The 24952-nt window shown below is 75.0% G+C and carries 27 protein-coding genes; 12 read left to right on the top strand and 15 right to left on the bottom strand.

Annotated features, from left to right (window positions below; genetic code table 11):
* Window positions 1-7: 7 nt before the first annotated feature.
* Both A3CO_RS0114320 and A3CO_RS0114315 read left to right on the top strand, forming a co-directional pair.
* Complete coding sequence (locus A3CO_RS0114320; protein WP_018332933.1) at window positions 8-202, top strand: hypothetical protein; 195 nt, start codon at window positions 8-10, stop codon at window positions 200-202.
* Between the two features lie 32 nt (window positions 203-234).
* Window positions 235-969, top strand: a complete 735-nt coding sequence (locus A3CO_RS0114315) for a metallophosphoesterase (protein ID WP_018332932.1) — start codon at window positions 235-237, stop codon at window positions 967-969.
* A gap of 47 nt (window positions 970-1016) precedes the next feature.
* Here the strand turns inward: A3CO_RS0114315 and A3CO_RS0114310 are convergent, their stop codons facing one another.
* The 6 genes from A3CO_RS0114310 to A3CO_RS0114280 all read right to left on the bottom strand — a co-directional run bounded on the left by A3CO_RS0114310 (window position 1017) and on the right by A3CO_RS0114280 (window position 8694).
* On the bottom strand, window positions 1017-1829 hold the full coding sequence (locus A3CO_RS0114310) for an endonuclease V (RefSeq protein ID WP_018332931.1): 813 nt from the start codon (window positions 1827-1829) through the stop codon (window positions 1017-1019).
* Between the two features lie 189 nt (window positions 1830-2018).
* Window positions 2019-3533: a dynamin family protein gene (locus A3CO_RS0114300; protein WP_018332929.1), complete on the bottom strand. Its 1515-nt coding sequence runs from the start codon at window positions 3531-3533 to the stop codon at window positions 2019-2021.
* 26 nt (window positions 3534-3559) lie between these two features.
* The gene (locus A3CO_RS0114295; RefSeq protein ID WP_018332928.1) at window positions 3560-5386 is read right to left on the bottom strand and encodes a dynamin family protein; all 1827 of its coding nucleotides are present in this window, start codon (window positions 5384-5386) and stop codon (window positions 3560-3562) included.
* Between the two features lie 32 nt (window positions 5387-5418).
* Entirely contained in the window at window positions 5419-6729 is a 1311-nt protein-coding gene (locus A3CO_RS0114290) for a hypothetical protein (protein WP_020508842.1), read from the bottom strand.
* A gap of 30 nt (window positions 6730-6759) precedes the next feature.
* The gene (locus A3CO_RS0114285) at window positions 6760-7554 is read right to left on the bottom strand and encodes an IniB N-terminal domain-containing protein (protein ID WP_018332927.1); all 795 of its coding nucleotides are present in this window, start codon (window positions 7552-7554) and stop codon (window positions 6760-6762) included.
* Window positions 7555-7641: 87 nt separating this feature from the next.
* On the bottom strand, window positions 7642-8694 hold the full coding sequence (locus A3CO_RS0114280) for a hypothetical protein (RefSeq protein ID WP_018332926.1): 1053 nt from the start codon (window positions 8692-8694) through the stop codon (window positions 7642-7644).
* A gap of 304 nt (window positions 8695-8998) precedes the next feature.
* Between A3CO_RS0114280 and A3CO_RS38095 the strand changes: the two genes are divergently transcribed.
* Window positions 8999-11038, top strand: coding sequence for an Hsp70 family protein (locus A3CO_RS38095; RefSeq protein WP_018332925.1), 2040 nt, complete (start codon window positions 8999-9001; stop codon window positions 11036-11038).
* Here A3CO_RS38095 and A3CO_RS34980 read toward each other — a convergent pair.
* A complete protein-coding gene (locus tag A3CO_RS34980) occupies window positions 11035-12159 on the bottom strand; it encodes a lysylphosphatidylglycerol synthase transmembrane domain-containing protein (RefSeq protein ID WP_157647560.1) in 1125 nt (374 codons plus the stop codon). The two genes, A3CO_RS38095 and A3CO_RS34980, sit on opposite strands and share 4 nt — an antisense overlap.
* Before the next feature lie 136 nt (window positions 12160-12295).
* Window positions 12296-12763, bottom strand: a complete 468-nt coding sequence (locus A3CO_RS32230; RefSeq protein ID WP_018332924.1) for a GNAT family N-acetyltransferase — start codon at window positions 12761-12763, stop codon at window positions 12296-12298.
* A 58-nt stretch (window positions 12764-12821) separates the two neighbouring features.
* Between A3CO_RS32230 and A3CO_RS0114255 the strand changes: the two genes are divergently transcribed.
* Window positions 12822-14102: an aminotransferase family protein gene (locus A3CO_RS0114255; protein ID WP_018332923.1), complete on the top strand. Its 1281-nt coding sequence runs from the start codon at window positions 12822-12824 to the stop codon at window positions 14100-14102.
* 30 nt (window positions 14103-14132) lie between these two features.
* Here the strand turns inward: A3CO_RS0114255 and A3CO_RS0114250 are convergent, their stop codons facing one another.
* From A3CO_RS0114250 to A3CO_RS32225, 3 genes are all read right to left on the bottom strand, one after another.
* Window positions 14133-15173, bottom strand: coding sequence for a magnesium and cobalt transport protein CorA (locus A3CO_RS0114250; protein ID WP_018332922.1), 1041 nt, complete (start codon window positions 15171-15173; stop codon window positions 14133-14135).
* A gap of 83 nt (window positions 15174-15256) precedes the next feature.
* Window positions 15257-16096, bottom strand: coding sequence for an alpha/beta fold hydrolase (locus A3CO_RS0114245; protein WP_018332921.1), 840 nt, complete (start codon window positions 16094-16096; stop codon window positions 15257-15259).
* 84 nt (window positions 16097-16180) lie between these two features.
* Window positions 16181-16762, bottom strand: coding sequence for a hypothetical protein (locus A3CO_RS32225; protein ID WP_018332920.1), 582 nt, complete (start codon window positions 16760-16762; stop codon window positions 16181-16183).
* Window positions 16763-16833: 71 nt separating this feature from the next.
* Between A3CO_RS32225 and A3CO_RS0114235 the strand changes: the two genes are divergently transcribed.
* Entirely contained in the window at window positions 16834-17457 is a 624-nt protein-coding gene (locus A3CO_RS0114235; protein ID WP_018332919.1) for an L-threonylcarbamoyladenylate synthase, read from the top strand.
* A gap of 4 nt (window positions 17458-17461) precedes the next feature.
* Here A3CO_RS0114235 and A3CO_RS35865 read toward each other — a convergent pair whose 3' ends face one another.
* Together A3CO_RS35865 and A3CO_RS40030 are read right to left on the bottom strand one after the other, a co-directional pair.
* A complete protein-coding gene (locus A3CO_RS35865) occupies window positions 17462-17992 on the bottom strand; it encodes a DUF4333 domain-containing protein (protein WP_018332918.1) in 531 nt (176 codons plus the stop codon).
* 360 nt (window positions 17993-18352) lie between these two features.
* Entirely contained in the window at window positions 18353-18865 is a 513-nt protein-coding gene (locus A3CO_RS40030; RefSeq protein WP_018332917.1) for an Hsp20/alpha crystallin family protein, read from the bottom strand.
* A gap of 113 nt (window positions 18866-18978) precedes the next feature.
* Here A3CO_RS40030 and A3CO_RS0114220 point away from each other — a divergent pair, with 113 nt between their 5' ends.
* From A3CO_RS0114220 to A3CO_RS0114210, 3 genes are all read left to right on the top strand, one after another.
* The gene (locus A3CO_RS0114220; RefSeq protein ID WP_018332916.1) at window positions 18979-19191 is read left to right on the top strand and encodes a hypothetical protein; all 213 of its coding nucleotides are present in this window, start codon (window positions 18979-18981) and stop codon (window positions 19189-19191) included.
* A gap of 87 nt (window positions 19192-19278) precedes the next feature.
* The gene (locus tag A3CO_RS32210; protein WP_018332915.1) at window positions 19279-20010 is read left to right on the top strand and encodes a PP2C family protein-serine/threonine phosphatase; all 732 of its coding nucleotides are present in this window, start codon (window positions 19279-19281) and stop codon (window positions 20008-20010) included.
* A 15-nt stretch (window positions 20011-20025) separates the two neighbouring features.
* Complete coding sequence (locus tag A3CO_RS0114210; protein ID WP_018332914.1) at window positions 20026-20742, top strand: HAD family hydrolase; 717 nt, start codon at window positions 20026-20028, stop codon at window positions 20740-20742.
* Between the two features lie 2 nt (window positions 20743-20744).
* On the opposite strand, the gene A3CO_RS32205 is transcribed toward A3CO_RS0114210, so the two are convergent.
* On the bottom strand, window positions 20745-21527 hold the full coding sequence (locus A3CO_RS32205) for an N-acetylmuramoyl-L-alanine amidase (protein ID WP_018332913.1): 783 nt from the start codon (window positions 21525-21527) through the stop codon (window positions 20745-20747).
* A gap of 62 nt (window positions 21528-21589) precedes the next feature.
* On the opposite strand from A3CO_RS32205, the gene A3CO_RS32200 reads away from it, so the two are divergent.
* A complete protein-coding gene (locus A3CO_RS32200; RefSeq protein ID WP_018332912.1) occupies window positions 21590-22021 on the top strand; it encodes a phosphatase domain-containing protein in 432 nt (143 codons plus the stop codon).
* On the opposite strand, the gene A3CO_RS0114195 is transcribed toward A3CO_RS32200, so the two are convergent.
* Window positions 22018-23343, bottom strand: a complete 1326-nt coding sequence (locus A3CO_RS0114195; protein WP_018332911.1) for an MFS transporter — start codon at window positions 23341-23343, stop codon at window positions 22018-22020. The two genes, A3CO_RS32200 and A3CO_RS0114195, sit on opposite strands and share 4 nt — an antisense overlap.
* A 126-nt stretch (window positions 23344-23469) precedes the next feature.
* Between A3CO_RS0114195 and A3CO_RS0114190 the strand changes: the two genes are divergently transcribed.
* From A3CO_RS0114190 to A3CO_RS0114180, 3 genes are all read left to right on the top strand, one after another.
* Window positions 23470-24366: a helix-turn-helix domain-containing protein gene (locus tag A3CO_RS0114190; RefSeq protein WP_018332910.1), complete on the top strand. Its 897-nt coding sequence runs from the start codon at window positions 23470-23472 to the stop codon at window positions 24364-24366.
* Between the two features lie 95 nt (window positions 24367-24461).
* The gene (locus A3CO_RS0114185) at window positions 24462-24686 is read left to right on the top strand and encodes a DUF397 domain-containing protein (RefSeq protein ID WP_018332909.1); all 225 of its coding nucleotides are present in this window, start codon (window positions 24462-24464) and stop codon (window positions 24684-24686) included.
* On the top strand, window positions 24686-24952 hold the full coding sequence (locus A3CO_RS0114180) for a hypothetical protein (RefSeq protein WP_018332908.1): 267 nt from the start codon (window positions 24686-24688) through the stop codon (window positions 24950-24952). Before A3CO_RS0114185 ends, A3CO_RS0114180 begins: the two co-directional genes overlap by 1 nt.

Below are 24952 nucleotides of genomic sequence, written 5' to 3'. Positions count from 1 at the left end.
TCGACGAGTGGACGACTCGACGGACCACGGCATCACCGACACCCGCGGCGAACCCCGCACCCCACGCCCCTGGCGACCCAGAACCGACCGCCACGGCCACCTCACCGAGCCGCAACGAGCCACCCTGCACGACCTCGACCGCCGCCGACGACTGAAGGAGCACCAGCCCCCGGACCGGCACGACGACGACCCGCCCTTCTAGCGGGAACGGCGGGAAGACAGCAGGGTGCGGGCATGCTCGTCGCGCACCTGTCGGACCTGCACCTGGACGTCGATCGTCCGGATACCCTCCAGCGAGCGGCACGGGTCGTCGACCACGTCCGCGCGCTCGACCCGGGGCCGGACCTCGTCCTCGTCACGGGGGACGTCGCCGACCACGGCACCGACGAGGAGTACGCCCGGGCGGCCGAACTGCTCGACGGGCTGGACGCCCACCTGGTGCCGGGCAACCATGACCGGCGGCCGACGATGCGGGCGATGCTCGGCCTGCCGCGGACCGAGGGGCCGATCACCTCGACGGTCACCGTCGGGAAGGTCACCGTCGTCCTCGCGGACACCCACGTCCCGGGGCACGACCACGGGGACCTCGCACCCGAGAGCCGGGCGGAGATCGACCGGGCGGCACGGCGGCCCGGGGTGCTGGTGGTCGCGCTGCACCACCCGCCGATGCGGATCGGGAGCGGCCTGCTCGACCCCATCCGGCTGCTCGACGCCGAGCCGCTGCTCGGACCCCTGCGGAGCCGCGCCTACCCCTCGATCGTGCTCTGCGGCCACGCCCACACCCCGCTCGCGACCACCATCGACGGCGTCGCGGTGCGGATCGCGCAGGGCGTGGTGTCCACGCTGCGTCTGCCTTGCGAACCGCACCCCGACAGCACCGACCGCGCGGCCCCGCCCGGACTCGCGCTGCACGTGCTCGACGAGGACACCGGAGACCTCACGACCCACGTCCGCGTGCTCGCGCCGTGAGGGGACGCGTCCCGGGCCCGACCCCCGTCAGGCCCGGGACGCGAGGATCAGGAGGCCGAGCCCACCGCCGCCGGCACCGGCAGCGGACCGGAGGAGATCCGCGGGGTGGGGAACGGGCCGTCGTCGGGAGGGACGTCCCCGGCGCCGCCGCGGGTGAACTCCAGCGTCGTCGGCTCGAATCCGAGCAGGCGCTGGAAGTGGCGCAGCCCGGCGTCGAGCCAGAGCGCGGTGTCGACGGCGAGGTGGCGCACGCCGCGCTGGATCAGCTCGCCGACGAGGTGGGACGAGAGCAGGTAGCGGGCGGGCCCGGCCTCGCGGTCGGGCGCCGAGAGCATGAGGTCGAGGCGCGCGAAGGCGCCGTCGACGGAGGTGAGGGCGATGACCTCGGTCGCGTCGTCGGCGTCGCGGGCCACCCAGGCCTGCACCACGCCGTCGAGCAGGTCCGCCCGCACGCCCGGGAGCAGCTCCTCCTCGTCCCGGGCCCGCAGCAACGCCGTGATGCGGACCTCGGCCTCGACGCGGCCCATCCGACGGCAGGTCACGCCCGCTTCCCGCGCCCGGCGGCTGTTGGTGCGCAGGGCCTGCTTCGAGCGGCCGCGCAGGTAGTCCTCGAGCGAGTCGGGCAGCGTCAGCACCGACACCGCGAGGCGCCGCGGGACGCCGGAGCGGGCGCCGTCGTACTTCGCGACCATCCGGTCGCCGGCCGCCGTGTCGGAGCAGGTCACCGTCAGCTGCGGCAGGTCGGCCAGGGCCGGCATCCGCTCGCGCACCGCCGGGACCGCGCACGCCACGGTGACGGCCGTACGCCGCACCCGGCCCTGCACCCGGTGCCGCTGCTGCAGGGCCTCACCGAGCCGCACGAAATCCGGATCCGCCAATCCGCTGCCTGCCGAGCCCACACACGCCTCCGTCTGTCGGGGGGGCGTCCGGTCGTCAGGAGGAGCCCGACCGGACGATGTCCATCTCCGACAACGGCGCGTCCGTATGGCTCTCCTGATACTCCGAAAGGTGCACTGACCCTGCGTCCAACAGCACCACTCGTTCGAGGATCACGACCGGGTGAGGGACGCGAGCATGCCCTCGCAGCTCCGGATGACCACGGAGCAGGCATCGACGGTCGCGCGATCGGAGAGCGGTGACGACCCCCGGCGCCGCCACCGCCCGAGCGCCTCGACGGCGGCCGCCCGGCAGGCCGCGTCGTCGGCGTCCGGGTCGAGCCCGAGACGCACCGCCGCGCGCGAGCCCGAGCCGCCCACCAGCCGCTCGGCCTCGTCGCGGGCCTCCGTGGGCAGCCGGACCGACCGGGCCCGCAGCGCGGCGAGCAGGCGCAGCTCGGCGAACTCGTGGGCGCTCGCGAACACCCGCTCCACCTCGACGGCGAGCGCCCGCACGGCGGGCCGCGGCTCCCGCGCGAGGACCAGCTCGACGGCCAGCAGGGCCGACCGCGCCTTGAGCAGATCGCGCCGCTCGGAGAACTGCGAGTCGAGGACCTCCCGCAGGTCGTCGAGCCCGCTGCGACGCACGAGTTCGGTCGCGAGGCGGTTCGCGTCCGCGTCCTCCGACCGGATGAGGGCGAGGGAGAGCCGCACCCCGAACACCCCGAAGCGGGCGAGCAGGCCGGCCCGCCGTGCTGCGTCGACGTCGGTGGGGAGGCGGTCGCGCAGGGAGTCCGGTGGGGTCACGAAGCGATCGGCCGAGAGCAGCAGCGCGTCGGTCGTCGCGCCGTCGAGCGCCGCCAGCGCGCGCAGCGCGAGGAACTCGTCCTGCCGCAGCGTCCGGCCGGTGAGCGCGACGAGCCCCGCGACCGCCACGACCGTCTGGCAGAGCGTGGAGAGCTTCTCGTCGGTGCGGTAACGCTCCGCGATCCGCTGCGCCGAGGTGACGGCGTCGAGGCGCCCCACACCGATCTCGTCGGCGCGGGAGAGGACTGCCACCGTCGAGACCGGGGTCGCGCGAGCGACGTGGCGGTCGTGGAACGACTCGAGGAACCGGGCGTCCGCCGAGTGCAGGTGGCGCATCAGGTAGAGCACGGCGTCCGCCTGGCTCGGGGCCTCGTCGGGGGTGAGGAAGGCGCCGGCCCGGCTCGCCGCGTCGGCGGTGAGGGAGGCGATCCCGGGGGTGTCGATGAGCGACGTGGTCCGGAGCCCCGACGAGGGCCAGTCGACGACCAGCCGGTCGACCGTCTCGGGGTCGGCCCCGTCGAGGTCGACGACCAGCCCGCCGTGCTCACCGCGCCGGGTCCGGAGCTGGCGCGGCTCCCCGACGCGCGGGTGGAGCACGATCCGGGGAGTCGGACCGTCCGCGTACCAGGTGACGACCCGCGTGCACTCCCCCGCGTCGGTCGCCGCGATCTCCTCGCCGACGAGCGCGTTGAGCAGGGTGGACTTGCCGGCCTTGACCTTCCCGGCGATCGCGAGGCGCAGCGGCTCGTCGAACCGCTCGAGGTGGTGGCGCAGCCAGGCGGCCGCCTGCGGACTGTCGGAGTACTCGTCGAGGGTCGCGCGCAGCAACGAGCGCGCGCGGGCGCCGAGCCCGGGGCGACGGGAGGTGTCGGTCGTCGTCATCGGCTCCTGCCTCGTCGTCGGGGTGCTCAGCGCCGGGGGTCGTTCGCGACGAGGGCCTGCGCCTGCTCGGCGACGGCCGCGAGCCGACCGAGCTCGGCCTCGAGGTCGCGCACGCGTTGCTCGCGGTCGGTCGTGGCCGTCCGCACCGCGGCCTGGGCCGAGGCGACCGACTCGGACATGGAGGTCGTCAGCTCCTGGGCGAGGTCCTGGAAGTGGTCGCGCAACGTGCGCTGGACCATGCGCAGCATGTCCCGGGAGTCCTTCCCGACCTGGAACGTCACGTCGTCGATGTGCTTGCGCACGGCCATCTTGGCGTCGCTGCGCCGCTTGGCCTTCAGCCGGTTCTTCTCGTCCTTGATCTGCTTGCCGCCGAAGAGCAGCAGCCCGGCCCCGGAGATCGGGTTGATCAACGACATGCCGGCGAGGCTCGTCATCATCCCGATCATCAGCATGCCGCTGTAGCCGCCCCGCATGCCGGTGAAGAGCTTCGCGCCGAGCCGGTAGCGCTCCATGTCCGGACGGATCATCGGGTTGACGTGGCCACCGAGCCCGGACGGCCCGATCCGGCCGATGTCGGGCAGGACGGCCTGCCCGCCCGCCGTGAAGTGCTCCGCGACCTGTCCGGCGAGATGCCGCGCGCGCTGGCTGGCCCAGACGAAGTTGGTCGACGCGGCCGCCGCGACCTGGGTGTGGACCCACTCGGCGAACTGGTCCCAGATGTCGGCCGGGTCCTCCGCGTCGAGCCGTTCCTCGGCCTCCTTCTGCAGTGTGCGCATCCGGTCGCGCAGGTCGTAGTCGATGTCGGACTGCAGGTCGCCGTAGCCGTCGTTCAGCGTCGTCTGCCAGCGCGCCGACCGCTTCTTGAGCTCCTCCGCCCTCCCCTGCGCGCGCTCCAGCGCGGCGATCAGCTCCTCGGCGTTGCCCGGGTCCTTCTGGGCCTCGAGCTCGGTCCGCATCTTCTGCGCCATCTGCTCGACGGCGGAGATCACGTCCTGTGCCGCGGAGCGGCGGTCGAGCACCTCGGCCTGCGCCGACACCCGGTCGCGCAGGAAGGTCACGAGGGACTTGAAGCCGGACTCCTCGTTGAGGGCCGGGTCGTTGGACGTCGTGGCCGCGCGGCGCAGCACCGACGACGTCGGCAGCAGCTCGGCCGCCACCCCCGCCCGCATCAGGTGTCCGCGGTCGAGCTCGGCGATCCGCCGCCACTCCGGGTACAGGTCGGTCTTGGTGAGGACGCAGGCCACGTTGGGACAGAGGGCCATCGCCTGGGTCAGGAACCGGATCTCGGGCTGGGTGTACTCCTGCGCGGCGTCCGAGACGAGCAGGACGGCGTCCGCGGTCGGCAACGCCCCCATCGTCATCTGCCCGTGGGCCGATCCGAGGCCGCCGACGCCCGGCGTGTCGACGACGACGAGACCGCTCGCGAGCACCCGCCGGGACACCGTGACCTCGACGTAGCTCACGTTCTCCCGGTTGCCGGGGTTGCCGGCCTCGGAGACGTAGCGGCGCAGCTCCTCGAGCGGCACGTCGGTGCGTTCCTCGCGGGTCTCGCCGTCGCCGGCCGCCGAGCGCTCCCGCACCACCGTCACGGAGGGCGCTCCCTCGGTGTACTTCACCACCGTCGTCACGGAGGTCGAGATGTCGTCGTCCACCGGGCAGATGTCGGCCGCCACCAGGGCGTTCACCAGGGCGCTCTTGCCCTGCTTGAACTCCCCGACGACGAGCACCCGGACGTCCGGGTCGGCGACCCGGGCACGGGTCGCCGTCAGGCGCGCCGTGAGGTCCGGCCTGCCGTAGGCCGCGGTGGCCTGCATCGCGAGGTCGAGCAGGTCCAGTGCCGGCTGTGAGGTCACCTCGGGCCCCTTCCCGGGTCAGGTGTCACGGGTCATCCGACGTGGTGGTCCAGGCCGGCGTCGTGGCTGTTCTCGTGCCCGCCGTCGTCGTGGTGTCCCGCGGAGCCGTGGGAGTCCGACTCGTGGCCCGACTCCGGCGACCCGTGGGGCGGCTCGAGGTGCACGTCGTGGTGGAGGTCGTGGTCGGTGTCGTCGGCCCCGCCGCCCGGGTCACCGTGACGCACGGCGTCCTCGGGGGCGGCCTGCCCGTGGGCCTGCCCGGGGTGCGTGTGGGCGCCGCCGCCGAACCCCGGGTCGGACCCGGTGGCCTGCGGCGTGTCACCGCCACCGAAGTGGACGGTCTCGTGCACCAGCCGACCGTCGCCGCCGGACGCCTGCTGCGCGGGCGGTCCGCCGGCGGACGCCGCGCCGGCGTCGGTGCCGTCCATGCCGTGATCCGGGCCGACCGTGGCTCCGAGGCCGGGCCGGTTCGACGACGGATCGATCTCCGATCCCGGTCGCCACTCGCCGTGGTAGTCGCCCAGGTAGCGGCCGCTGGGGTCCTGGACGTTCCCGTTCGGGTAGATGCGCAGGGTGTCGGCGCCCTCCCCCCCGAGGTGGCTGCCGTCCGGGAGGGTGCGGGTCCCGTCGGGGCCCACGGTCACGGGGCCGACGTAGGCACCGGGATAACCCGCGGTGTGGTCGATCTGACCGGGGTCGGGGTCGCCCTGGGCCTGCGACTGGGGCTGCTTCCACCAGTCCTCGTCGTGCAGCGGCGGGTTGCCGTCGGTGACGCCGCCGCCCGAGGGATCGGGGTGGTGTCCGTCGTGATCCTGCCGGTGCTCGTGGAAGTAGCGGTCCGGGTCCTCCCCGTGGCCGTCGGCGGCCCGGGCGAGCGCCTCGACCTGGCGGAAGCCGTTGGGGGTGCCCGCGACGACGCCCGACGTGTCGAGGTCGCCGTGCTGGAAGGCCCGGACGTAGTCGCCCACCGACCGGTAGCCGTGCAGGTGGGCCTCGTCGCGCAGCGCGTGCCGGTCGAAGCCCGGCCCGCCCGGGTCCTGGTCGGGGAGTTCGCCGCGGTCGGCCGCCAGCGCCTCCGGGGTGTGCTGCGCGGCGAAGTCGTGCAGGGTCTCGCCCGACTGTCCGGCGGCCCGCTCATAGGCCTGGATCTGGCCGAACCCGGTATGGGCGTTCCCGGGCTGGTAGCCGGCGATCCCGACGTTCATCCCGCCCTGCTCGTAGGCGGCCACGTAGGCCTGGGCGTTCACGTAGCCGTGGGCGTGGGCCTCGCGTTCGAGGGCCACCCAGCCGGCGTCGGTGCCCGGGTCGGGCAACGTGTCGGTCGGTTCGACGGGGATGGTCACGGGACTCGCCTCCTGCGGCGTCCGGTCCGGTCAGCTCGCGCCGAGCGCGGCGCCCGGGTCGGGGTGGTCGGGGTGGTGTGCGTGGTCGGTGTCGTCGACGTGCCCGGCGTGATCGCCGTGGTCGTGGTGCGGCGCGTCCTCGTCGAGGTGGTGGTCGCCCTCGTCCGGGGGCTCGTGCGCGGTGTCCTCGGGCCGGTCGACGTGCCAGGGGTCGTCATGGGCAGGGGCGGGGCCGGAGTCGGGGTGGTCGGGCCCGACCACCCCGAGGTGCCCGGCGTGACCGGTCGCGAAGGCCGGGGCCGGCCGTGCGTGGTCGGGCGCGACGAGCGCGTGGTGGGAGCCGGCCGACCAGGCGTGGGGCGCCCGGTCGTCGAGGTCGTGGGAGTCCCGGAGGTCGCCCGTGCCGTCGTGCGGCGCGTCGTCGAACCAGTCGGGGACGTCGTGCGGCACCGCGTGCCCGGCGTGGGCGCCGGGGTGATCGAGATCGTGCACCGCGTCGTGGCGCACCCCCGGGTCCGCCTCGGACAGCGGGACGATGCGGTCGGAGATGGCGCCGAGCTGGCGCACCGTCGCCTCGAGTCCGGACTCCCCGGCGAGCGGACCGGGGATCGGGGTCGAGCCGTCGGCGACGGCGTCGAGCCGGGCGGCGACGGTGTCGGTCACCAGCGGGATCGCATGGTGGAGGTCGGCCGGGTCGAGGTCGGCCAGCCCGGCCTCCCCGAGCACGCGGTGGGGGTCCGCGGCGAAGCGGGCCCGGGTGGCCGGATCGGAGACGAGGCCGGTGACCCAGTCCAGCAGGCTGGCACCCGGAGCGACGTCGGTCATCGGCGGTCACCTCCTCGGAGCGTCGGGCGGGGACGTGCAGGCAGGACGGGGCGGACCCCGGAGGAGCTCCGGGGTCCGCCGACCGACTCAGAGGTGGATGCCCGTGTCGACGTGGGTGTCGGTGTGGGCGGAGTGGTCGTCCGAGTTGTCCGAGTTGTTGGTCTGGTGGTCGTGGGTCGAGCTGTCGTTGTTCGAGTCGTTGGTCTGGTGGTCGTGGGTGTCGTGCGTCGAGTTGTCGTCGTGCGAGTCGTGGGTCGAGTGATTCTCGAAGTCACCCGACGACGCGGAGCCCGAGCCGGTGCTGATCGCGCCGCCGTGGGAGGCGTCCTGCGTGCCGCTGTTCACCGAGCCCGCACCGAAGCCGGTGGTGTTGCCGTTGCCCTGCACCCCGGTGTTGGTCACGTGGCCGCCACCGGCGGCCGAACCGGTACCGAAGGCCGAGCCGTCGCCGACCTGCGCGCCGGCCCCGGTGTTGAGGTTGCCGCCGACCGTGCCGCCGCCGAGGGCCACCGAGCCGGCGCCGGTCGCGTTGCCGTCGCTGTGGTCGAGGACCGTGTTGCCCTCGCCGACGGCGCTGTGGTCGAGCACGGTCCCGCCGCCGGTCGCGTTGTGGTCGCCCACCACGTTGCCGTCGCCGTGGATGTTGCCGTCGCCGTGGGTCAGGTCGCCGACCGTGTTGCCGACGCCCCCGACGGTCTGGTTGCCGTCGCCGTGGACGTTGGTGTTCGCGATGGTCCCGAAGTTGCTGCCGCCGATGTTGGTGGACTGGTCGATGACCTCGCTGTAGGTGTTGTTGATGTAGTAGTTCATGACCCGCTCGGCGGCGGCGTGGTGCGACTCGCCGGGGTGGGTCGAGCAGTCCGGCGGGGGCGGGGGCGAGGCGACCGCGCCGTGCCCGGACTCGCCGGAGTTGCTCTGGTTGCCGATGTTGTACTCGCGGTTGAAGCTCCCCGAGTTGACGATGGCGTGGTTCAGCGTGGGGGCGTCGACGTCACCGAGGCCGGCGGCGTCGAGGGTGTCGCCGGGGTGCGCCAGGGCGTCGGCCTGCGCCTCCGGCGAGAGGCCCATCAGGTACTGGACGAGCCGGTCCCAGGCGCTGGAGAGGTCGACGCCGGCGGGGTTGGCGGTCGGAGAGGTCATCGGAATCACTCCTGGTGATGTCGTCGAGGCGTGCGGTGCGGGTCGTTCGTGCCGTCCCGGTCCGGCCGGTGCGGCGATGGGGAGAACGTTAGGAAGCGACGGCCCGGGGGCCATCGGGGCGATTCCGTCGCTCGAGGGGGACCGACTCCGGAGTCTGGTGACCGCCGGTGTTGGGTGACAGGGGGATCGTCACCCGAATGGATGCGGGGATCGGCCCTAGACCCTCGTCGTGTGCCACTCCGTGCCCGCTGCGCCCGCGATACTCGGCGCGCTGCATCCAGGCGCACGAGAGAGGACGGCCGTCGTGAACACCGCGCGCTACAGGCTCGGCATCGACCTGGGCACCACCTACACCGCGGCCGCGCTCAGCCGTGCCCACGGCCGCGACTGGAGCGAGCCCGAGATCGTGGCGTTGGGCAGCCAGTCCGCCTCGGTCGCTTCCGTCCTGTACCTCGGCGCCCCGGAGCAGGACGGCTCGGAGCCGTTCCTGGTCGGTGAGGCCGCCGAACGCCGGGCCCACGCCGAGCCCGATCGCGTGGTGCGTCAGTTCAAGCGCCGCGTCGGCGACGACGTGCCGCTGGTCGTCGGGGACGCGGTGCACACCGCCCAGGACCTGGCCGCGCGGATGGCCCGCTGGGTCGTCGACAAGGTCGCGGCACGGGAGGGCGGTCCCGCCGACCTCGTCGCGATCACGCACCCGGCGAGCTGGGGGGACCACAAGCGGGAGCTGCTCGCGGGCGCGCTGCGCGACGCGGGGCTGACCTCGATCACCTTCCTGCCCGAGCCGCAGGCGGCGGCGGTCGCGTACGCGGCGAAGGAGCGGGTCGAGGTCGGCGGGACGGTGGCGGTCTACGACCTCGGCGGCGGCACGTTCGACTCCGCGGTGGTGCGCCGGACCGCCGCCGGCTTCGAGCTCCCGGGCCGTCCCGAGGGCATCGAGCAGCTCGGGGGCGTCGACTTCGACGACCGGGTGTTCTCCCACGTCCTCACCGGCCTCGGGGCCGCGTTCGACGACATCGACCCCGAGGACCCGGACGTCGTGTCCGCGGTGACCCGGCTGCGTCGGGAGTGCGTCGAGGCGAAGGAGGCGCTCTCCGCGGACACGGCGGTCTCGATCCCGGTGATGCTGCCGTCGCTGCGCACCACCGTGCGGCTCACCCGCCACGAGTTCGAGGCGATGATCCGGTCCTCGCTCGACCACACCGTCGCCGCGCTGCGCCGCACCGTCGAGTCCGCCTCGCTCACCCCCGAGGACCTGCAGGCCGTGCTGCTCGTGGGCGGGTCCTCGCGGATCCCGCTGGTGGCCCAGATGGTGTCCGAGGACCTCGGGCGCCCCGTCGCGGTCGACACCGACCCGAAGACCGCGATCGCGGTCGGTGCCGTCCTGACGATCGCGCCGCGCCCGGAGCCGGTCCGCCGGGCCGCGACGTCACGCGCGGCCGTCGAGCCGCTCGCCAATGCGGCCGACGCCGCCGCCGCGACCTCCACCCTCGCCCGCGGCGCGGCCGCTGCGGCCGCCGCGGCCGGCGTCGCGGCCGGAGCCGCCGCCCGCGGGGACACCGACTCGGGGCTGCTCGACCTGCGCGGCCAGGCCCTGCCCGCGGCGCCGGCTACGCCGCCCGGGGTCGTCCGGACCGGTCCGCCGTCGGGCCCGCTGCCCGCCGTCGGTCCGCCCTCGGGCCGCCTCCCCGCCCTCGGGCCGCCCTCGGGCCGTGGTCCGGTGATCGGACCGCCCTCCGGCGGCTTCGTCCCCGGACCGCGGTCGGGGCGCCTGCCGGTCGACCCGTCGGGCCGGTTCGCCGCGCAGTACGGCGCTGCGGGTGCCGGTCCGGCTGCCCCGACGGAGGACGAGACCCGGACGGTACGCCACCACGTCGGTGGCGTCCCGGCCCGTCCGCCGGTCTCGTCCGGCGGCGCCTATCCGGGGTACGGAGCCGAGTTGCCACCCACGCCGGTCCGGTCGCGCACGCGCCTGGTGGTGATGGTGGCCGCCGCGGTGGCCCTCGTCGCGGCCCTCACCACGGGCGGGGTGGTCTACGCCCGCAGCGCGACGGTGTCGGCCACCGTGGCCCCACCCAGCAGCACGTCCGTCCCGCCGCCCGTCACGCCGTCGCCGACCGAGGCCGCCGTCGGGAACCCCGCGCCCGCCGGCGTCGTGGACGCCGGCACCGGGGGCAACACGGGCGGCTCGGGGTCGGGGGGATCGTCGTCGTCCGGCGGCAGCTGGGGCGGGTCGTCGAGCGGGCACCACCCCACGACGACGACCACCACGACCACCACGACGACCTCGAGGAAGGTCGCGACGACGCCCGCGAGCGAGCCCTCCGGGCAGGCGTCGAACTAGCGGGGCCCCACCACGTCGCCGCGGGTCCGCGAGGACGGGAACGGCAGCGTGTGCACCTCGCCGTCGTCACCGACCTGGTCGTCGAGGGGCCGCTCGTCGACGCTGCCACGGGTCTGCACCCACAGCCAGGCGCCCCAGCCCGCGGCCGCGACGCCGACGAAGCTGACGAGCCGGTAGAGCAGGACCGCGGCGAGGGCGGGGTGCGAGGGGACGCCGCCCGCGACGAGGGCCGCGAGCAGCGCACCGTCGACGAGGCCGAGACCGCCGGGCAGGAACGCGAGGCTCGAGGCTGCGGTGGCCGCGGCGTAGGCGACGAGGACCAGCGAGATGGTCATCCCGTTCGCACCGACGGCGACACAGCAGGCCGCGAGGCAGGCGATGTCGAGCAGCCAGTTCGACAGCGCGGAGAGCCCGACGACCACGCGGCCGCGACCGTCGAGCTCGATGAGCGCCAGGTTCTCGATCTGGGTGACGAGCTCCGCCACCCCGGTCTCGCGCGGCCGCCGGCGCACGCGGTTGACCAGTCGCAGGCCCGCCGAGGCGGCCGTGGTGATGAACCCGGGGCGGCGGCTGACGACGACGATGACCCCGCCGAGCGCGACCACCCCGGCGAGCTGGAGCAGCTGTGGCCCGAGCGTGGTGGCCCGGCCGTTGACCACCAGCGCCGACCCGACCGCGATCCCGGCCAGCGCCAGGCTCGCGGCGACGCCACCGGCGACCATCGTCCACGTCGTGACCGGGCCGGACGCGCCCCAGGCGCGGCGCTTGCGGAACGTGTAGGCGGTCGAGAGGGCGGCACCGCCCGGCACCGTCAGGTGCAGCGCGTTCGCGGCCAGGGTGACCATGACGACGGCGCGGAACCGCACGCGGACCGCGGCCGCCCGCAGCAGCCGATGGTGCAGCAGGGAGAACGCCAGGATCGAGCCGGCCTCGCAGACGACGGCCAGCGACACCCACATGACGTCGGCGTCGCCGAGGGCCGCGCCGGCCGCCTCGATGGTGGGCCGGATGAGGACGCCCCCGGTGACGAGTCCGGCGACCACGAGGAGCCCTACGAGGACGCGCGTGGTGCGGGCGGACGCGATCCGTCGGACCCGGCCGATCACCTCGCCCGTCGTCACCGTCACATCCTCCACTGTCCTCCATCGGCCGCATCCGGTGGACGCGGGGTGTCGAGCATCGCCGACCGGATTAGCCGATCGGGTGCACCGCCACACCCCGCGACCCGACCCGTCGCTGGGGCGTGCGTCTCACGTCTCAGGACAGGGGTCGCACCCACCACCAGGTCGCGGCCTCGTCCTCGCGCGCCGTGTCCCGGACGAACCCGCACCGCGCGAGCACCGTCGTGGAGGCGTTCGGCCCGGGCGCCGTCCGCGCGACCACCCGGACGAGTCCCGCCCGGCGGGCGTGGGACACCCAGGTGTCGACGGCGGCCGTCGCCAGCCCGCGGCCCCGCCGCGCCGGGGCGACGTGGTAGCCGACCTCCACCTCGCCGTCCTGCGGTGGTCCGGTGAACCCGCCCATCCCGACGACCTCGTCGCACTCGACGAGCAGGTGCGTCAGCCACCGCGGGTCGACCCCGCCCTCGAGCGCCTCGACCGTCGGTTCCAGCGTACCCGGTTCGTCCCACCCCTCGACGAGGGCGAGCCCGAACCGCTCGACGAACGCCTCCGGCTCGAACGCGAGCGTCACCGCCTCCTCGACGGTCACCGGCCGGACGTCCACGGGGGTCACCGTAGGACGACGTCGTCGGGGGCTTGCCCGCAGCGCGAGAATCGCTCCCATGGGATCCCTGTGGCACCCGTTCTCCGACATGGCCGCCGTCCGCGAGCACGAGTTCGTCGTCGACCGCGCCGACGGCGCCTGGGTCTACGACGAGGCCGGCCGCGCCTACCTCGACGGCTGCGCCAGCCTCTGGTACGCCAACGTGGGGCACGGTCGGCAGGAGATCGTCGACGCGGCGATGCGGCAGATGAGCCGCCTCGAGGCCTACTCGTGCTTCGCCGACATCGCGAACCGCCCGGCCCTCGAGCTCGCCGACCGGCTCGCCGCGCTGGCCCCGACCGGCCCCGACAGCAAGGTCTTCCTCGGCTCGGGCGGCGCGGACGCCATCGACACGGCGGTCAAGCTCGCGCGCGGCTACTGGCAGGCCCGCGGCGAGCACCAGCGCGTCCACGTCGTCTCGCGGGAGACCGGGTACCACGGCACCCACGGCTACGGGACCTCGATCGTCGGCATCCCGGCCAACCGCGAGGGCTGGGGTGTGCTCGCGGGGGAGAACACGGTGGCGCCGCAGGACCTCGACGGCGTGGAGAAGGTCTTCGCCGACGTCGGCCCGGAGCGGATCGCGGCCTTCGTCATGGAGCCGGTCACCGGCGCAGGTGGGGTGCACATCCCCCCGCCGGGCTACGTCGAGGGCGTCGCCGAGCTGTGCCGCCGCCACGGTGTGCTGCTCGTGATCGACAGCGTCATCTGCGGGTTCGGCCGGCTGGGTACGTGGTTCGGCATCGAGCGCTTCGGCGTGACGCCGGACCTCGTCACCTTCGCGAAGGGCGTGACGTCGGGCTACCTGCCGCTCGGGGGCGTGCTCGTCTCCGCGGCCGTCGCCGAGCCGTGGTGGAGCACCCCGGGCGAGCGGACGCTGCGCCACGGCCCGACCTACTCCGGGCACCCGACCTGCTGTGCGGCCGCGCTCGCCACGCTGGACGTCTACGAGCGGGAACAGCTGATCCCGCGGGGGCAGGAGCTCGAGACCGCGCTCGAGGCGTCGCTGGCCCCGCTGCGCGAGCACCCGTACGTCGCCGAGGTCCGCGCCGGGTTCGGTCTGCTCGGCGCCGTCGAGCTGACGCCGGAGGTGCTCTCCTCGGTGCCCGACGCGCCGAACAAGGTGCTCGCCGGGGCACGCGCGGCCGGGCTCCTGGTGCGGGGACTCGGCAAGGGCGTGGCCGTGTCGCCCCCGCTGATCGTCACCGACGAGGAGATCCGGCTCCTCGGCGAGGGGATCCGCGCCGGGCTGGACGCCCTGCCGGTCGAGACGCCGGTGCCGAGCGCGCCCGGCGCCTGAGGCGCCCGGGGCGTCCCGGGCGTCCGGGGCCTACAGCCAGCCGCGGTTCTTGAAGATCAGGTACAGCACCACGGCGGCGACGATCATGAGGCCGATCGCGAAGGGGTAGCCGAAGGTCCAGTGCAGCTCCGGCATGGCGTCGAAGTTCATGCCGTAGACGCCCGCGATCACCGACGGCGTGAAGATGATGGCGGCCCAGCTGGAGATCTTCTTGACCTCGTCGCCCTGCGCGAGGCTGGTCTCGGAGAGCCGCCGCATCTCCTCGTTCTGTCGCTGTCCGACGAGCGATGCGTTCACCGTCAGCAGCCGTTCGAGCAGCTGGCGGAAGCCGTCGGCGGCCTCGACGCAGGACTCCACGTGGTCGGCGACGTCGCGCAGCCCGCGGTGCAGGACCACCAGCCCGGGCTCGTCCCCGGTCTCGGCGAGCAGGGTGCGCAGGATCGCGCGCAGCGGATCGGTGGCGCGCTGGAACTCGATGACCTCGCGGGAGAGGTGGTAGATGCGCCGCGAGACGTCCGGGTCGCCGCCGAACACCTCGGTCTCGATCTGGTCGATGTCACGGCGCAGCTCGTGCACCACCGGCCGGTAGTCGTCGACGATGCGGTCGAGGATGCCGTAGAGGACGGCGCGCGGCCCCAGGCGCAGCAGGGCGGGGTCGTCCTCGAGCCGCCGCCGGACGTCCGCGAGGTCGGGGGTCTCGGCGTGGCGCACGGCGACGACGAAGTCGGTGCCGAGGAACAGGTGCACCTCGCCGACCTGGACGTCCTCGTCGGCGTCGACGTACCAGGCCGGGCGCAGCACCACGAACTCCACGTCGTCGTACCGCTCGAGTTTGGGGCGCTGGTGGGCGTGCACCGCGTCCTCGACGGCGAGCTCGGGCAGGGCGAAGTCCCGGGCGACGCGGGCGATCTCGTCGTCGTCGGGGCACAGCAACCCGATCCAGGCGAAGTCGGCCGCGCCGCGGCCGTCCCGGCTCTCCTCGTCGCGCAGGACGGCGAGGGTGCCGTCGAGGGACTCCGGCTCCGACTCGCGGCGGCCGGCCCGGTACACCGCGTTGTCGACGACGCTCATGCGGGAGCAGGTACCCGACGGCGGGTCGGAACCCGACCCCCTATCGGCGTGCTGTCCTGCTCATCGGGAAAAAAATCCTTCGGCTAGCTCACGAACTGCACGAGCGCGCGGTTGAACTCGTCCGCGTGCGTGGCGTTGAAGCCGTGCGGCCCGCCCTGGACCACCACCGTCTCGGAGTTCTTGATCGCCTCGGCGGTGCGCTTGCCGGAGACCTCGAACGGCACGATCGCGTCGGAGTCGCCGTGGATAACGAGCACCGGGATGCCGGCCTCGTCGATCGCCGCGAGGTCCTCGCGGAAGTCGGTGCGACCGAACGCCGCGATGCAGTCCAGCGTGCCCTTGGGCGACGCGAACTCGGCGATGTGGCGGTGGTACTCGCGGTTGGGCTCGGAGACCAGCGGGCCGTTCCCGGCGTCGAAGAAGTTCTTCGTGAAGTCCTCGAGGAACGCGATGCGGTCGCCCGTCACGCCGCCCTGGAACTGCTCGATGGTGGCGTCGTCGAGCCCGCCGTCGGGGTTGTCGTCCGACCGGTAGAGATAGGGCGGCACCGCCCCGGCGAAGACCGCCTTCGCCACGCGCTGCGTGCCGTACCGGCCGATGTAGCGAGCGACCTCGCCGCCGCCCATCGAGAACCCGACGAGCGTGGCGCCGGTGACGTCGAGCGTGCTCAGCAGCGCGTCGAGGTCGGCCGCGAACGTGTCGTAGTCGTACCCGTCCCACGGCTGCGAGGAGTCACCGAACCCGCGACGGTCGTAGGTGATGACGCGGTGACCCGCCTCGATGAGGGCCGGGACCTGGTTCTCCCACGAGCGGCCCGACAGCGGCCAGCCGTGGATGAGGACGACCGGGCTGCCCGAGCCCTGGTCGGTGTAGTGCAGTTCGATCGGTGCGCCGTTCTCGGTTCCGACCTGCACGCGTGCCATGGGTGTCGACCTCCTCGTGTTGCGGACGCGGCCGGGTTTGCCGACCGCACGAGGACTCGAAACCTCGGTTGCGCGCAATCGATCTCACCGGATGGGGATGGTCCGGGTCTCACCCACCGGGGGAACGTCGGAGGGCGCAGTGCTGTTGGGAGTGGCCGCGATCGGCTGCGTCGTCGTCCGGGGTCCCGACGACGGGTGGCTCGGCGCGGGGGCCGGGGGCGTCGGCGACGACGCCGCGTGCCCGCCGGTGTCGGACCCGGACCACCCGTCCGTGGCACCGTTCGTGGCACCGTCGGAGTCGCCGCGGGAGTCGCCGTCGTGGGTGTCGGAGCCGGAGTCGGAGTCGGACACCTGGTCCGCGTCGGTCCGGCCCATCCCGAGGTCGGCGAGCGCGTCCTGCACGGTCTGCGCGGCCTGCGCCTGCGCCCGGGCCGCCTCGGCGCTGGCCCCCTCGATCGACCGTCCGGCGTGCCCGTCCTGCTCGTGGTGACCACCGTGGCCGTCGTGCCCGGTCCCGTCGTGGGCCAGCGCGGTCCCGGCCCCGAGGACGCCGGTCACGGCGACCGCCAGCGTCGTGGTCGCCACGCGGGCGACGGTGGTCGGACGGGTCGGGCTCGTGCGGGCCGCGTGGGCTCCCATGGTGGTGATCTCCTGCTCCCGGGTCACGGTGGCATCACGGAGGTATCCCGGGACGGCTACGGGCACACGTCCTTCCATCGGCGCCTACGCTGCGGGAGGTGGCCAGGTTCTACGACGTGCACCCCCAGAACCCGCAGCGTCGGACCATCGCGCAGGTGGTCGCGCTGCTGCGCGAGGACGGCTTGATCGTCTATCCGACCGACTCCGGGTTCGCCCTGGGCTGCCGGATCGACGCCCGGGACGCGGTCGACCGGATCCGCGCGATCCGCCACCTCGACGACCGGCACCACTTCACCCTCGTGTGCCGGGACTTCGCGCAGCTCGGGCAGTTCGTGGAGGTGTCCAACCCGGTGTTCCGGGCGGTCAAGGCCGCGACCCCGGGTCCGTTCACCTTCATCCTGCCCGCCTCCCGCGAGGTGCCGCGGCGGCTGTCGCACCCGAAGAAGCGAACGGTGGGCGTGCGCATCCCCGACAACGCCGTCACGCGGGACCTGCTCGACGAGCTGGGTGAGCCCCTGCTGTCCAGCACCCTGCTCCTGCCCGGCGAGAGCGAGCCGCCCACCGAGGGCTGGGAGATCGCGGAGCGGTTGGAGCACCAGGTGGACGCCGTGCTCGACTCGGGCGACCAGGGCAAGGAGCCGACGACGGTGGTCGACCTCTCCGGGCCGGAGCCGGAGATCGTGCGACAGGGAGCGGGCGAGGAGCGCGTCTGGCGGTGGTGACGCCTCAGGCGCGGGTGACGGAGAAGCGGACGTCGCGACCCTGCACGCTGCTGACGGTGGCCTTCAGGTTGACCGGCTGGTTGTTCTGCGTGCCGGTGCACGTGATGGTCGCGCCGACCGTGGCGGGGAGCGACCCGGGACACCGCACGCTGCCCGCGGGCAGACGCGCGGCCTGCTCGATCTGCGTCTGCACCTCGGCCGCCGAGACGTCGGTGGACGGCAGCCAGCTCGTCGGGATGCCGACCGTCAGGGCCACGACCAGGCCGATCTCGAGCAGCGTGAGCACCGCGCCGACGGCGATCGCGGCGGTGGCCCGGCCCCGGCCCGTGAGCCGCTCCGGGGGCTCGCCGAACGGCGCATCGAAGGCCGGCCGGGCCGAGGTGGTGATGCGCCGGCGGGCGACGAGGCCGAGCACGAAGCCGAGGGGCGCGACGAGCACCGCGAGGACCAGCGCCACGATCGCCATCCGCGAGGGGCGGGCCGGGGCGGGCGCCGCCATGCGCGTCGGCCCGCCCGGGCCGAAGACGGACTGCACCGGCGGACGCGGGGGCGGTGCGCCGCGGCCTCCCGAGGCGGACGCCGGGAAGGGACCCGTCGGCGGCCGCGGCGGACCCGGTGGGCCGGACGGACCCGGCGGACGCCCTCCCGGGTAGGGCCCCTGCTGCCACCCGGGGCCGGGTCGGCCGGGCGGTGGGGCCTGCGGGGGCATCGGTGTCTCCGGGGGCTCGGGCGGGCGGAATTCGGGCGGACGTGGGTTGCGGGAGGACGTGCGCCCGGCCCGGATGGTAGCGACCGATCCCGACGACGGGCACCGGTCGCGCGGGCCCGGAGCACACGGCCCCGGACACGCCGACGCCCCGCCGGACGGGGTCCGACGGGGCGTCGACGGTGGGGATCAGGCCTCGGGGGCCCCGGGGGCCTCGGTCGCGGTGTCGTCGGCGGCCGGGGTGGCCGGCGTGACGCCCGCGATCTCGATCCGACGGGGCTCCGGGGTGACCGGCTGCGGGGCGACGTGCGCTCCCGCGACCCGGACGGTGAGCACCCCGGCGTCGTAGGACGCGCTCACCGCGTCCGGCCCGACGTGGCGGGGCAGGGAGAAGCTGCGGCGGAACGAGCCGCGCCGCGACTCCCGGAAGCCCTCACCCTCGTGCTCCTCGCGACGCTCGCCGGCGACGACGAGGCGGTGGTCGACGACCTCGACGGTGACGTCGGAGGCCACGTCGACGCCGGGCAGCTCGACGCGGACGACGGCGTCGTCACCGTCGCGGACCACGTCGGCCGCCGGCACGTACCAGGCCGACTCGGACGGGCGCGGCGCGGCGAAGGAGCCGCGGACGAGGGCGTCGGCCACGCGGAAGGGGCCGAACGGACCGACGAAGCGGGGGTACCGGAAGGTCAGTGCAGTCATGGTGGTCCTCCTCGGACGACGGAAGGGGCCCGACCTTGCGGGCCGCTGACTCCTGCAACATGAGTCGGGTCGGCTCAATTCCCGCCCGCATCGGATTCTGGGACCCTGGCCGCATGAGCGAGCCCGGACCCGACTACACCGCCGACGGCGTCCCGACCTTCGACTTCGTGCGCGACCGGATCGAGCGCCGGGCGGCGACCGCCGAGGGCGCCGGGGAGCTCGACGACGCGACGCCGGAGGCGCACGACCTCGCGCAGCAGGAGGCCGACCGCGAGGCGGCGGCCCGGGCGAAGCTCGAGGAGATCCGCCGCAGCCTGGGCGGCTGATCCCGGCGTCTCACCCACCCCTCAGCCGCCGCACAGCTCCCCCGCGCACCGTCGAGGGTGGCAGGACGCGCAGCGAGGAGGCCCGCGATGACGGTGACGACGGCGAGGACCCGACGGCGGGCGGCCACGACCGCGCCCACCCCACCGTCCTGGTGGGCGGCGGACGCCCGGGGCCCGCGCCGGCACCAGGCCGACGCCGCGGGCGGCTTCGCCGGGCGGGACCGGCGTGCGGTGGCGGTCGCCGACGGGGTCGGGGACTCGTCGGCCGCGGCCCACGCCGCCCGGATCGCCGTCGACCACGCCGTGCGCACGGCCGTCCTCGACGGCCGGGCCGACCTGGCCGTGCTCGCCGCCCGCGACGTGCTGCTCGGCGCCGGGCTCCCCGGCGACGCGGCCCTCACCGTCGCCCTCGGCCCGGACGCCCGGCTCGCCGAGGCGACCTGGACCGTCGCCTGGGTCGGGGACGTCCGCGCGTACGCCGTGGCGGACGGACGGATCCACGCCCTCACCCGCGAACACACGGTGGGCGCGGAGATGCGCGCGGCCGGCCTGGTCGTCGCGGACCACCTGGACCACGTCCTGACGACGAGCGTGCGGACGGTGCGCGGCGCGGTGGAGGTGGGCCTGACCGCGGTCGCCGAGCCGGCCGCGCTCGTGCTGGCCACCGACGGCGTCCACCGGGTCCTCGCCCCCGACACGCTCGCCGCCACGTGCACCCGGGTGTCCGCGCCCGAGCTGGCGCGGGCCCTCGTCGACGGCGCGGGCGCCGCCGGGACCCGGGACAACGCCACCGCCCTGGTGGTGGCCACCGCGGGCTGATCCACACTGGCCCGCGTGCGCGCCCTGTTCGACCTGACCGCTGCCTACGAGCCCACACCCGAGCAGCGCCGGGACGCCGTGCCGCCGGTCGAGGCCGTGCTGTTCGACTTCTCCAACACGCTCTTCCACATGGTCGACACCGCCGACTGGCTGCGGTCGGTCGGACGCGCAACCGGCCGGGAGGTGCCGTCGGAGGCCACGGCCGACGACCTCGCGATGGCCGCCGCCCGGCCCGACGTCGCCGCCGCCCAGCACGGGCGCGACCTCTCCGACGACGCCCACCGCGCCGCCATGCGGGCCTGGTTCGCGCAGGTCCCGGTGCTCCACGGCGTCGAGGACACCGCGATCGACCTGCTCCGCGCCCCGGACGCGTGGGTGCCCTACCCCGACACCGCCGACGTGCTGCAGGCGCTCGCCGACCGCGGGGTGCGCGTGGGTGTGGTGTCCGACATCGGGTGGGACATCCGCGTGCACGCCCGGGCGGCGGGCGTGGAGCACCTCGTCGGGACCTGGGTGCTGTCCTGCGAGCTCGGCGTCGAGAAGCCGGACCCGACGATGTTCACCACGGCCTGCACCGCGCTCGACGTCGACCCGCGCGCCACCCTGATGGTGGGTGACAACCCGGCCCGCGACGGCGGGGCCGTGGCGGTCGGCTGCCGGGCATTCCTCCTGCCGAGCGAGTTCCGGCTCGGCGAGCGGGGGCTCGGCGCTGTGCTGGCCCTGCTCGGCTGAGCTCAGCCGATCGTCGCGGCGAGCGCGGCCGCGAACCGCTGCTGTCCCTCCGGGGAGCGGGCGAGCGCGGCGTCGTCGCGGTTCCCGAGGTTGGCGCACTCGACGAGCACGGTCGGCACCGTCGCGAGGTTGAGCCCGGCGATGTCGTCGCGGGCGTCGAGGCCGCCCCGGCCGATGTAGGTCGCGGGGGTGAACCCGGCGCCACGCAGACTCGCGACGGCCGCGTCCGCGAGGGCGCGGGCGGGTCCCCGTTGCGCCGGGTTCAGCGGTGGCGCGGAGTAGAGGACGTGGAAGCCGTGGCCGGCCGCGGGCGCGCCGTCGGCGTGCACGGAGAGGACGGCGGCGGCACCGGCCCGCTGCCCGGCCGTCCCCCGCTCGTCGACGCAGGGCCCGACCCCGGTGTCGTCGGGCCGGGTGAGCACCACCCGGTAGCCGCGGCCGCGGAGCAGGTCGGCGAGCCGCTGCGACACGGCCCAGGTGAAGGCGTGCTCGGGGTAGCCGTCGGCGGTCGCCGCGCCCGTGGTGTTGCACGGCTTGGTCCCGCCCCGACCGTCCGGGACCGGCCGGGCGATCGCGGCCGCGGCGCGCCCGTTCCCGCCGTCGTGACCGGGGTCGATGACGATCGTCGCCCCCGGCGGGACGGCGTAGCCCGACCGCGCGGGCGCCGGCGCGGCCGGACCCGCCGTCGGGACGCCGACCGGGGCGGGCGCGGCCGGCGCGCGGCCGGGCGCCGCGCAGGCGGCCAGCACGACGACCAGGGCGGTGACCAGCACGGCGCGCGACACGGCGCCCGATGCTGCCGCACCGGGTGTGCCGCGGGCGGGAGCACGGCACCAGAATTCGCACCATGGAGGAGGTGCTGCTCTGCGACGTCGACGGCACCGTCGCCCTGCGCGCGGACCGCTCCCCCTTCCCCGGCCCGCACGGCGAGCTGCGGGCCGGGGAGGACCGCCCGAACGTCCCCGTGATCCGGGTGCTCGACGACCTGCGCCGCTCGACCCCGCACGTCGTGTTCCTCTCCGGCCGGACCGAGGCCGCGCGGGTGCCGACGGAGTGGTGGCTGCACGCGCACGTGCTGGGCGGGCGGGAGTGGCCGGAGCTGTCGCTGCGCGCGGTGGGCGACACGCGGCCCGACGACGTCGTGAAGCGCGAGCTCTACGAGCGGGACGTCGCCGGCCGGTACGCGGTGCGGCTGGTGCTCGACGACCGCGACCGGGTGGTCGGGATGTGGCGGGCGCTCGGACTGACCGTGCTGCAGGTCGCCGACGGCGACTTCTAGGCCGCCTCCCGCGCGCGGAGCGCGGTGAGCGCCCCGAGCACGGCGACCACCCCCATCCCGGCGTAGAGGTAGACCGCCGACGTGGCGGTGTCGTCACCGCCCAGCGCGACCGCGACACCGGCGAAGGCGGCCCCGAGCGCCACCGCGAGCATCTGGATCATGGTGATGGCCGCGGACGCCCGGTCGCCCTCGCCGTCGTCGCCCTCGGGCTCCGTGGGGCCGCCGGCCTCGGGCTCCGTGGAGCCGCCGGCCTCGGGATCCGTCGAGCCGCCGGCCATCGCCCCGGCCGCGAGGTGGGGCCACGCGACTCCGACGCCGAGCCCGGCCAGGACGAGCCCGGCGGCCCACCAGCCGACCGCTCCGGGGCGCTGGGTCACGGTGAGCAGCGCGAACCCGGCCACGCCGAGCAGCGGCCCGATCCCGACGGCGGACCGGCCCCGGCCCACCGACGCGCTCGTCATCTCGCCGACCACCCAGCCGCAGGCCAGCGCGACGCCGAGGAAGCCGGCTCCGACGGGCGTGAGACCGCCCAGCCACTGCCCGAACAGGGGCACGAAGGCCTCCACCGCCGAGACCCCGATCAGCACCGCCGCCGTCAGGTAGACCGCCGCCAGCGGGCCGCGGCGGGTGAAGGTGGCCAGGGGGAGCACGCGGACGGCGCCTGGTCGGCGTTCGCGGACCACCAGGGCGACGAGCAGGACCGAGGCGACCGGGAAGGGCGTGCGCGCCGAGGGCGGGCGCGGTGCGACGCGACGCAGGCCCGCCGGCACCGCGAGGACGACGAGCAGGCTGACCCCGACCATCGTCACGAAGGCACCCCGCCACAGCCCCGCCTCGGCGAACACCCCTCCGAGCAGCGGACCGACGAGCAGCCCGACCCCCCACATCGCCGAGATCGCCGCGCTACCGCGGGTCCACAGTTCGCGGGGCAGCGCGGTGCGCAGGAGGGCGTAGGCCAGGCCCGCCAGCAGGCCACCGCCCGCGCCCTGCACCGCCCGTCCGACGAGCAGCACCGCCATCGACGGTGCGACGGCGTCGATCGCTGTGCCCAGCGCGAAGGTGCCGGCGGCCAGCACGTAGGCCCGGCGGTCCGACCAGACCGCGAGGGCGCGGCCGGTGAGCGCGGACGCCACCGTCGCCGGGAGCAGGTAGACCGTGACCACCCAGGAGTAGAAGCGCTCACCGCCGATCTCGGCGATCGCGGACGGCAGGAGGCTCGCCGTCACGTAGGTGTCGATCGCGAACAGCAGCACGCCGCCGCAGAGCACCCCGACCGCCCCGCGGCGCCCGGGGGCGAGCATCGCGGCCCACCCCGCCGTCATGACCCTCCCGCACCTGCCGACCCGGGCGGGCATGCCCGGCCCGGTCGGCCGCGACACGTTCGGAAATCCCCCGTCGGCCTGTAGTCTCCTGCGTTCGAGGAGTCACCGACACCGGAGGACACCGGCGTGGCCGAGAACGCTGCCGAGGGACCCGACGGCTTCGGCGGACCGGACGATCCCGGCCCCACCGCACGACGGATCATCGTCGGCGCCCAGCTCAAGCGGCTCCGGGAGGACGCGGGCGTCACGCGCGGCGCGGCCGGCTACCACATCCGCGGCAGCGAGTCGAAGATCAGCCGGATGGAGTCGGGCAAGGTCGGCTTCAAGCACCGTGACGTCCACGACCTGCTGACCCTCTACGGCGAGGGCGAGACCGAACGGCGCGCCCGGCTGCTCGAGCTCGCGACGCAGGCCAACGAGCCGGGCTGGTGGCAGCGGCCCGGTGAGGCCGTGCCGGACTGGTTCTCCGAGTACGTGGGCCTCGAGGCCGCGGCGGTGCGCATCCAGACCTACGAGCTGCTGTTCGTGCCCGGGCTGCTGCAGACCGCCGACTACGCCCTCGCCATCGTCACGCGCGGCCACCCCGAGCGGGCCACGCCGACCGAGCGCGAGCGCGTCGAGGTCCGGATGAAGCGGCAGCGGGTCCTCGACCGTCCCGACGCCCCGCGGCTGTGGGCGGTCGTCGAGGAGGCGGTCCTGCACCGGCCGATCGGCGGGCACGCGGTGCTGGCGGCCCAGCTCGACCACCTCGCGGAGATGTCGCGGCGCCCGAACGTCACGCTGCAGGTGCTGCCCTCGGACCTGTCGGGCTACGGCAGCGAGACCGCCTTCACCATGCTGCGCTTCGCCGCGTCCGACGTCCCCGACATCACCTACATCGAGGGACTCACGGGCGCGCTCTACCTCGACCGCCGGGCCGAGGTCGAGGAGTACTCGCGGCAGATGGACGAGCTGACCATCGACGCGCTGAGCCCCGAGGAGAGCCGGGCGCTGCTCGCGAAGCTGCGGGCGGACCGGGGCTGACGCCTCCGGCACGCGACGGGAGCTTCTGCACATGCAGACGGCTCGCGCGGGTGCTACCGTCGTCCGGGATTCAACGACGGCGGACGGGACGACCGATGCACACCACGGCCTCGCTCCTCGCCGGCGCGGCCTGGCGCCGCAGCCGGCACAGCGGCAAGCAGGGCAACTGCGTGGAGCTGGCCGCCGTCGCCGGGCGGGTCGCCGTCCGCAACTCCCGGTACCCGGACGACGCGGCGCTGCTGCTCACCCGCGCCGACCTCGGCGCGTTCCTCTCCGACGTCCGCGCGGGCCGGTTCGACGACCTCCTCGAGGGCGCGTGATGGCCGCTCCCGTCGACCACGGCGCGCTGCACGGTCGCGCGCACTGGCTCACCTGCGCCGTCGACGGCCGCGACCACGCGGTGCTGCACCACGACCCGGTCTCCGGCGCCCACCGCGCGGCCTGCACCCGGACGGTCTGGGCGTCCTCGCTGGCCAGCCCGCCGGCCGCCCGCTGCCCCGAGTGCGCCGCCGCGACCGGGGAGGCCGACCCCGCGGACCGTCGGCCCTCCCTGCTCGACCGGCTCCGCGGGCTGCGCGCGGGCTGA

Origin of the sequence: Actinomycetospora chiangmaiensis DSM 45062 (genome assembly GCF_000379625.1) — a bacterium.
Lineage (GTDB): Bacteria > Actinomycetota > Actinomycetes > Mycobacteriales > Pseudonocardiaceae > Actinomycetospora > Actinomycetospora chiangmaiensis.
This window is presented reverse-complemented; position numbering and strand designations above follow the sequence as displayed.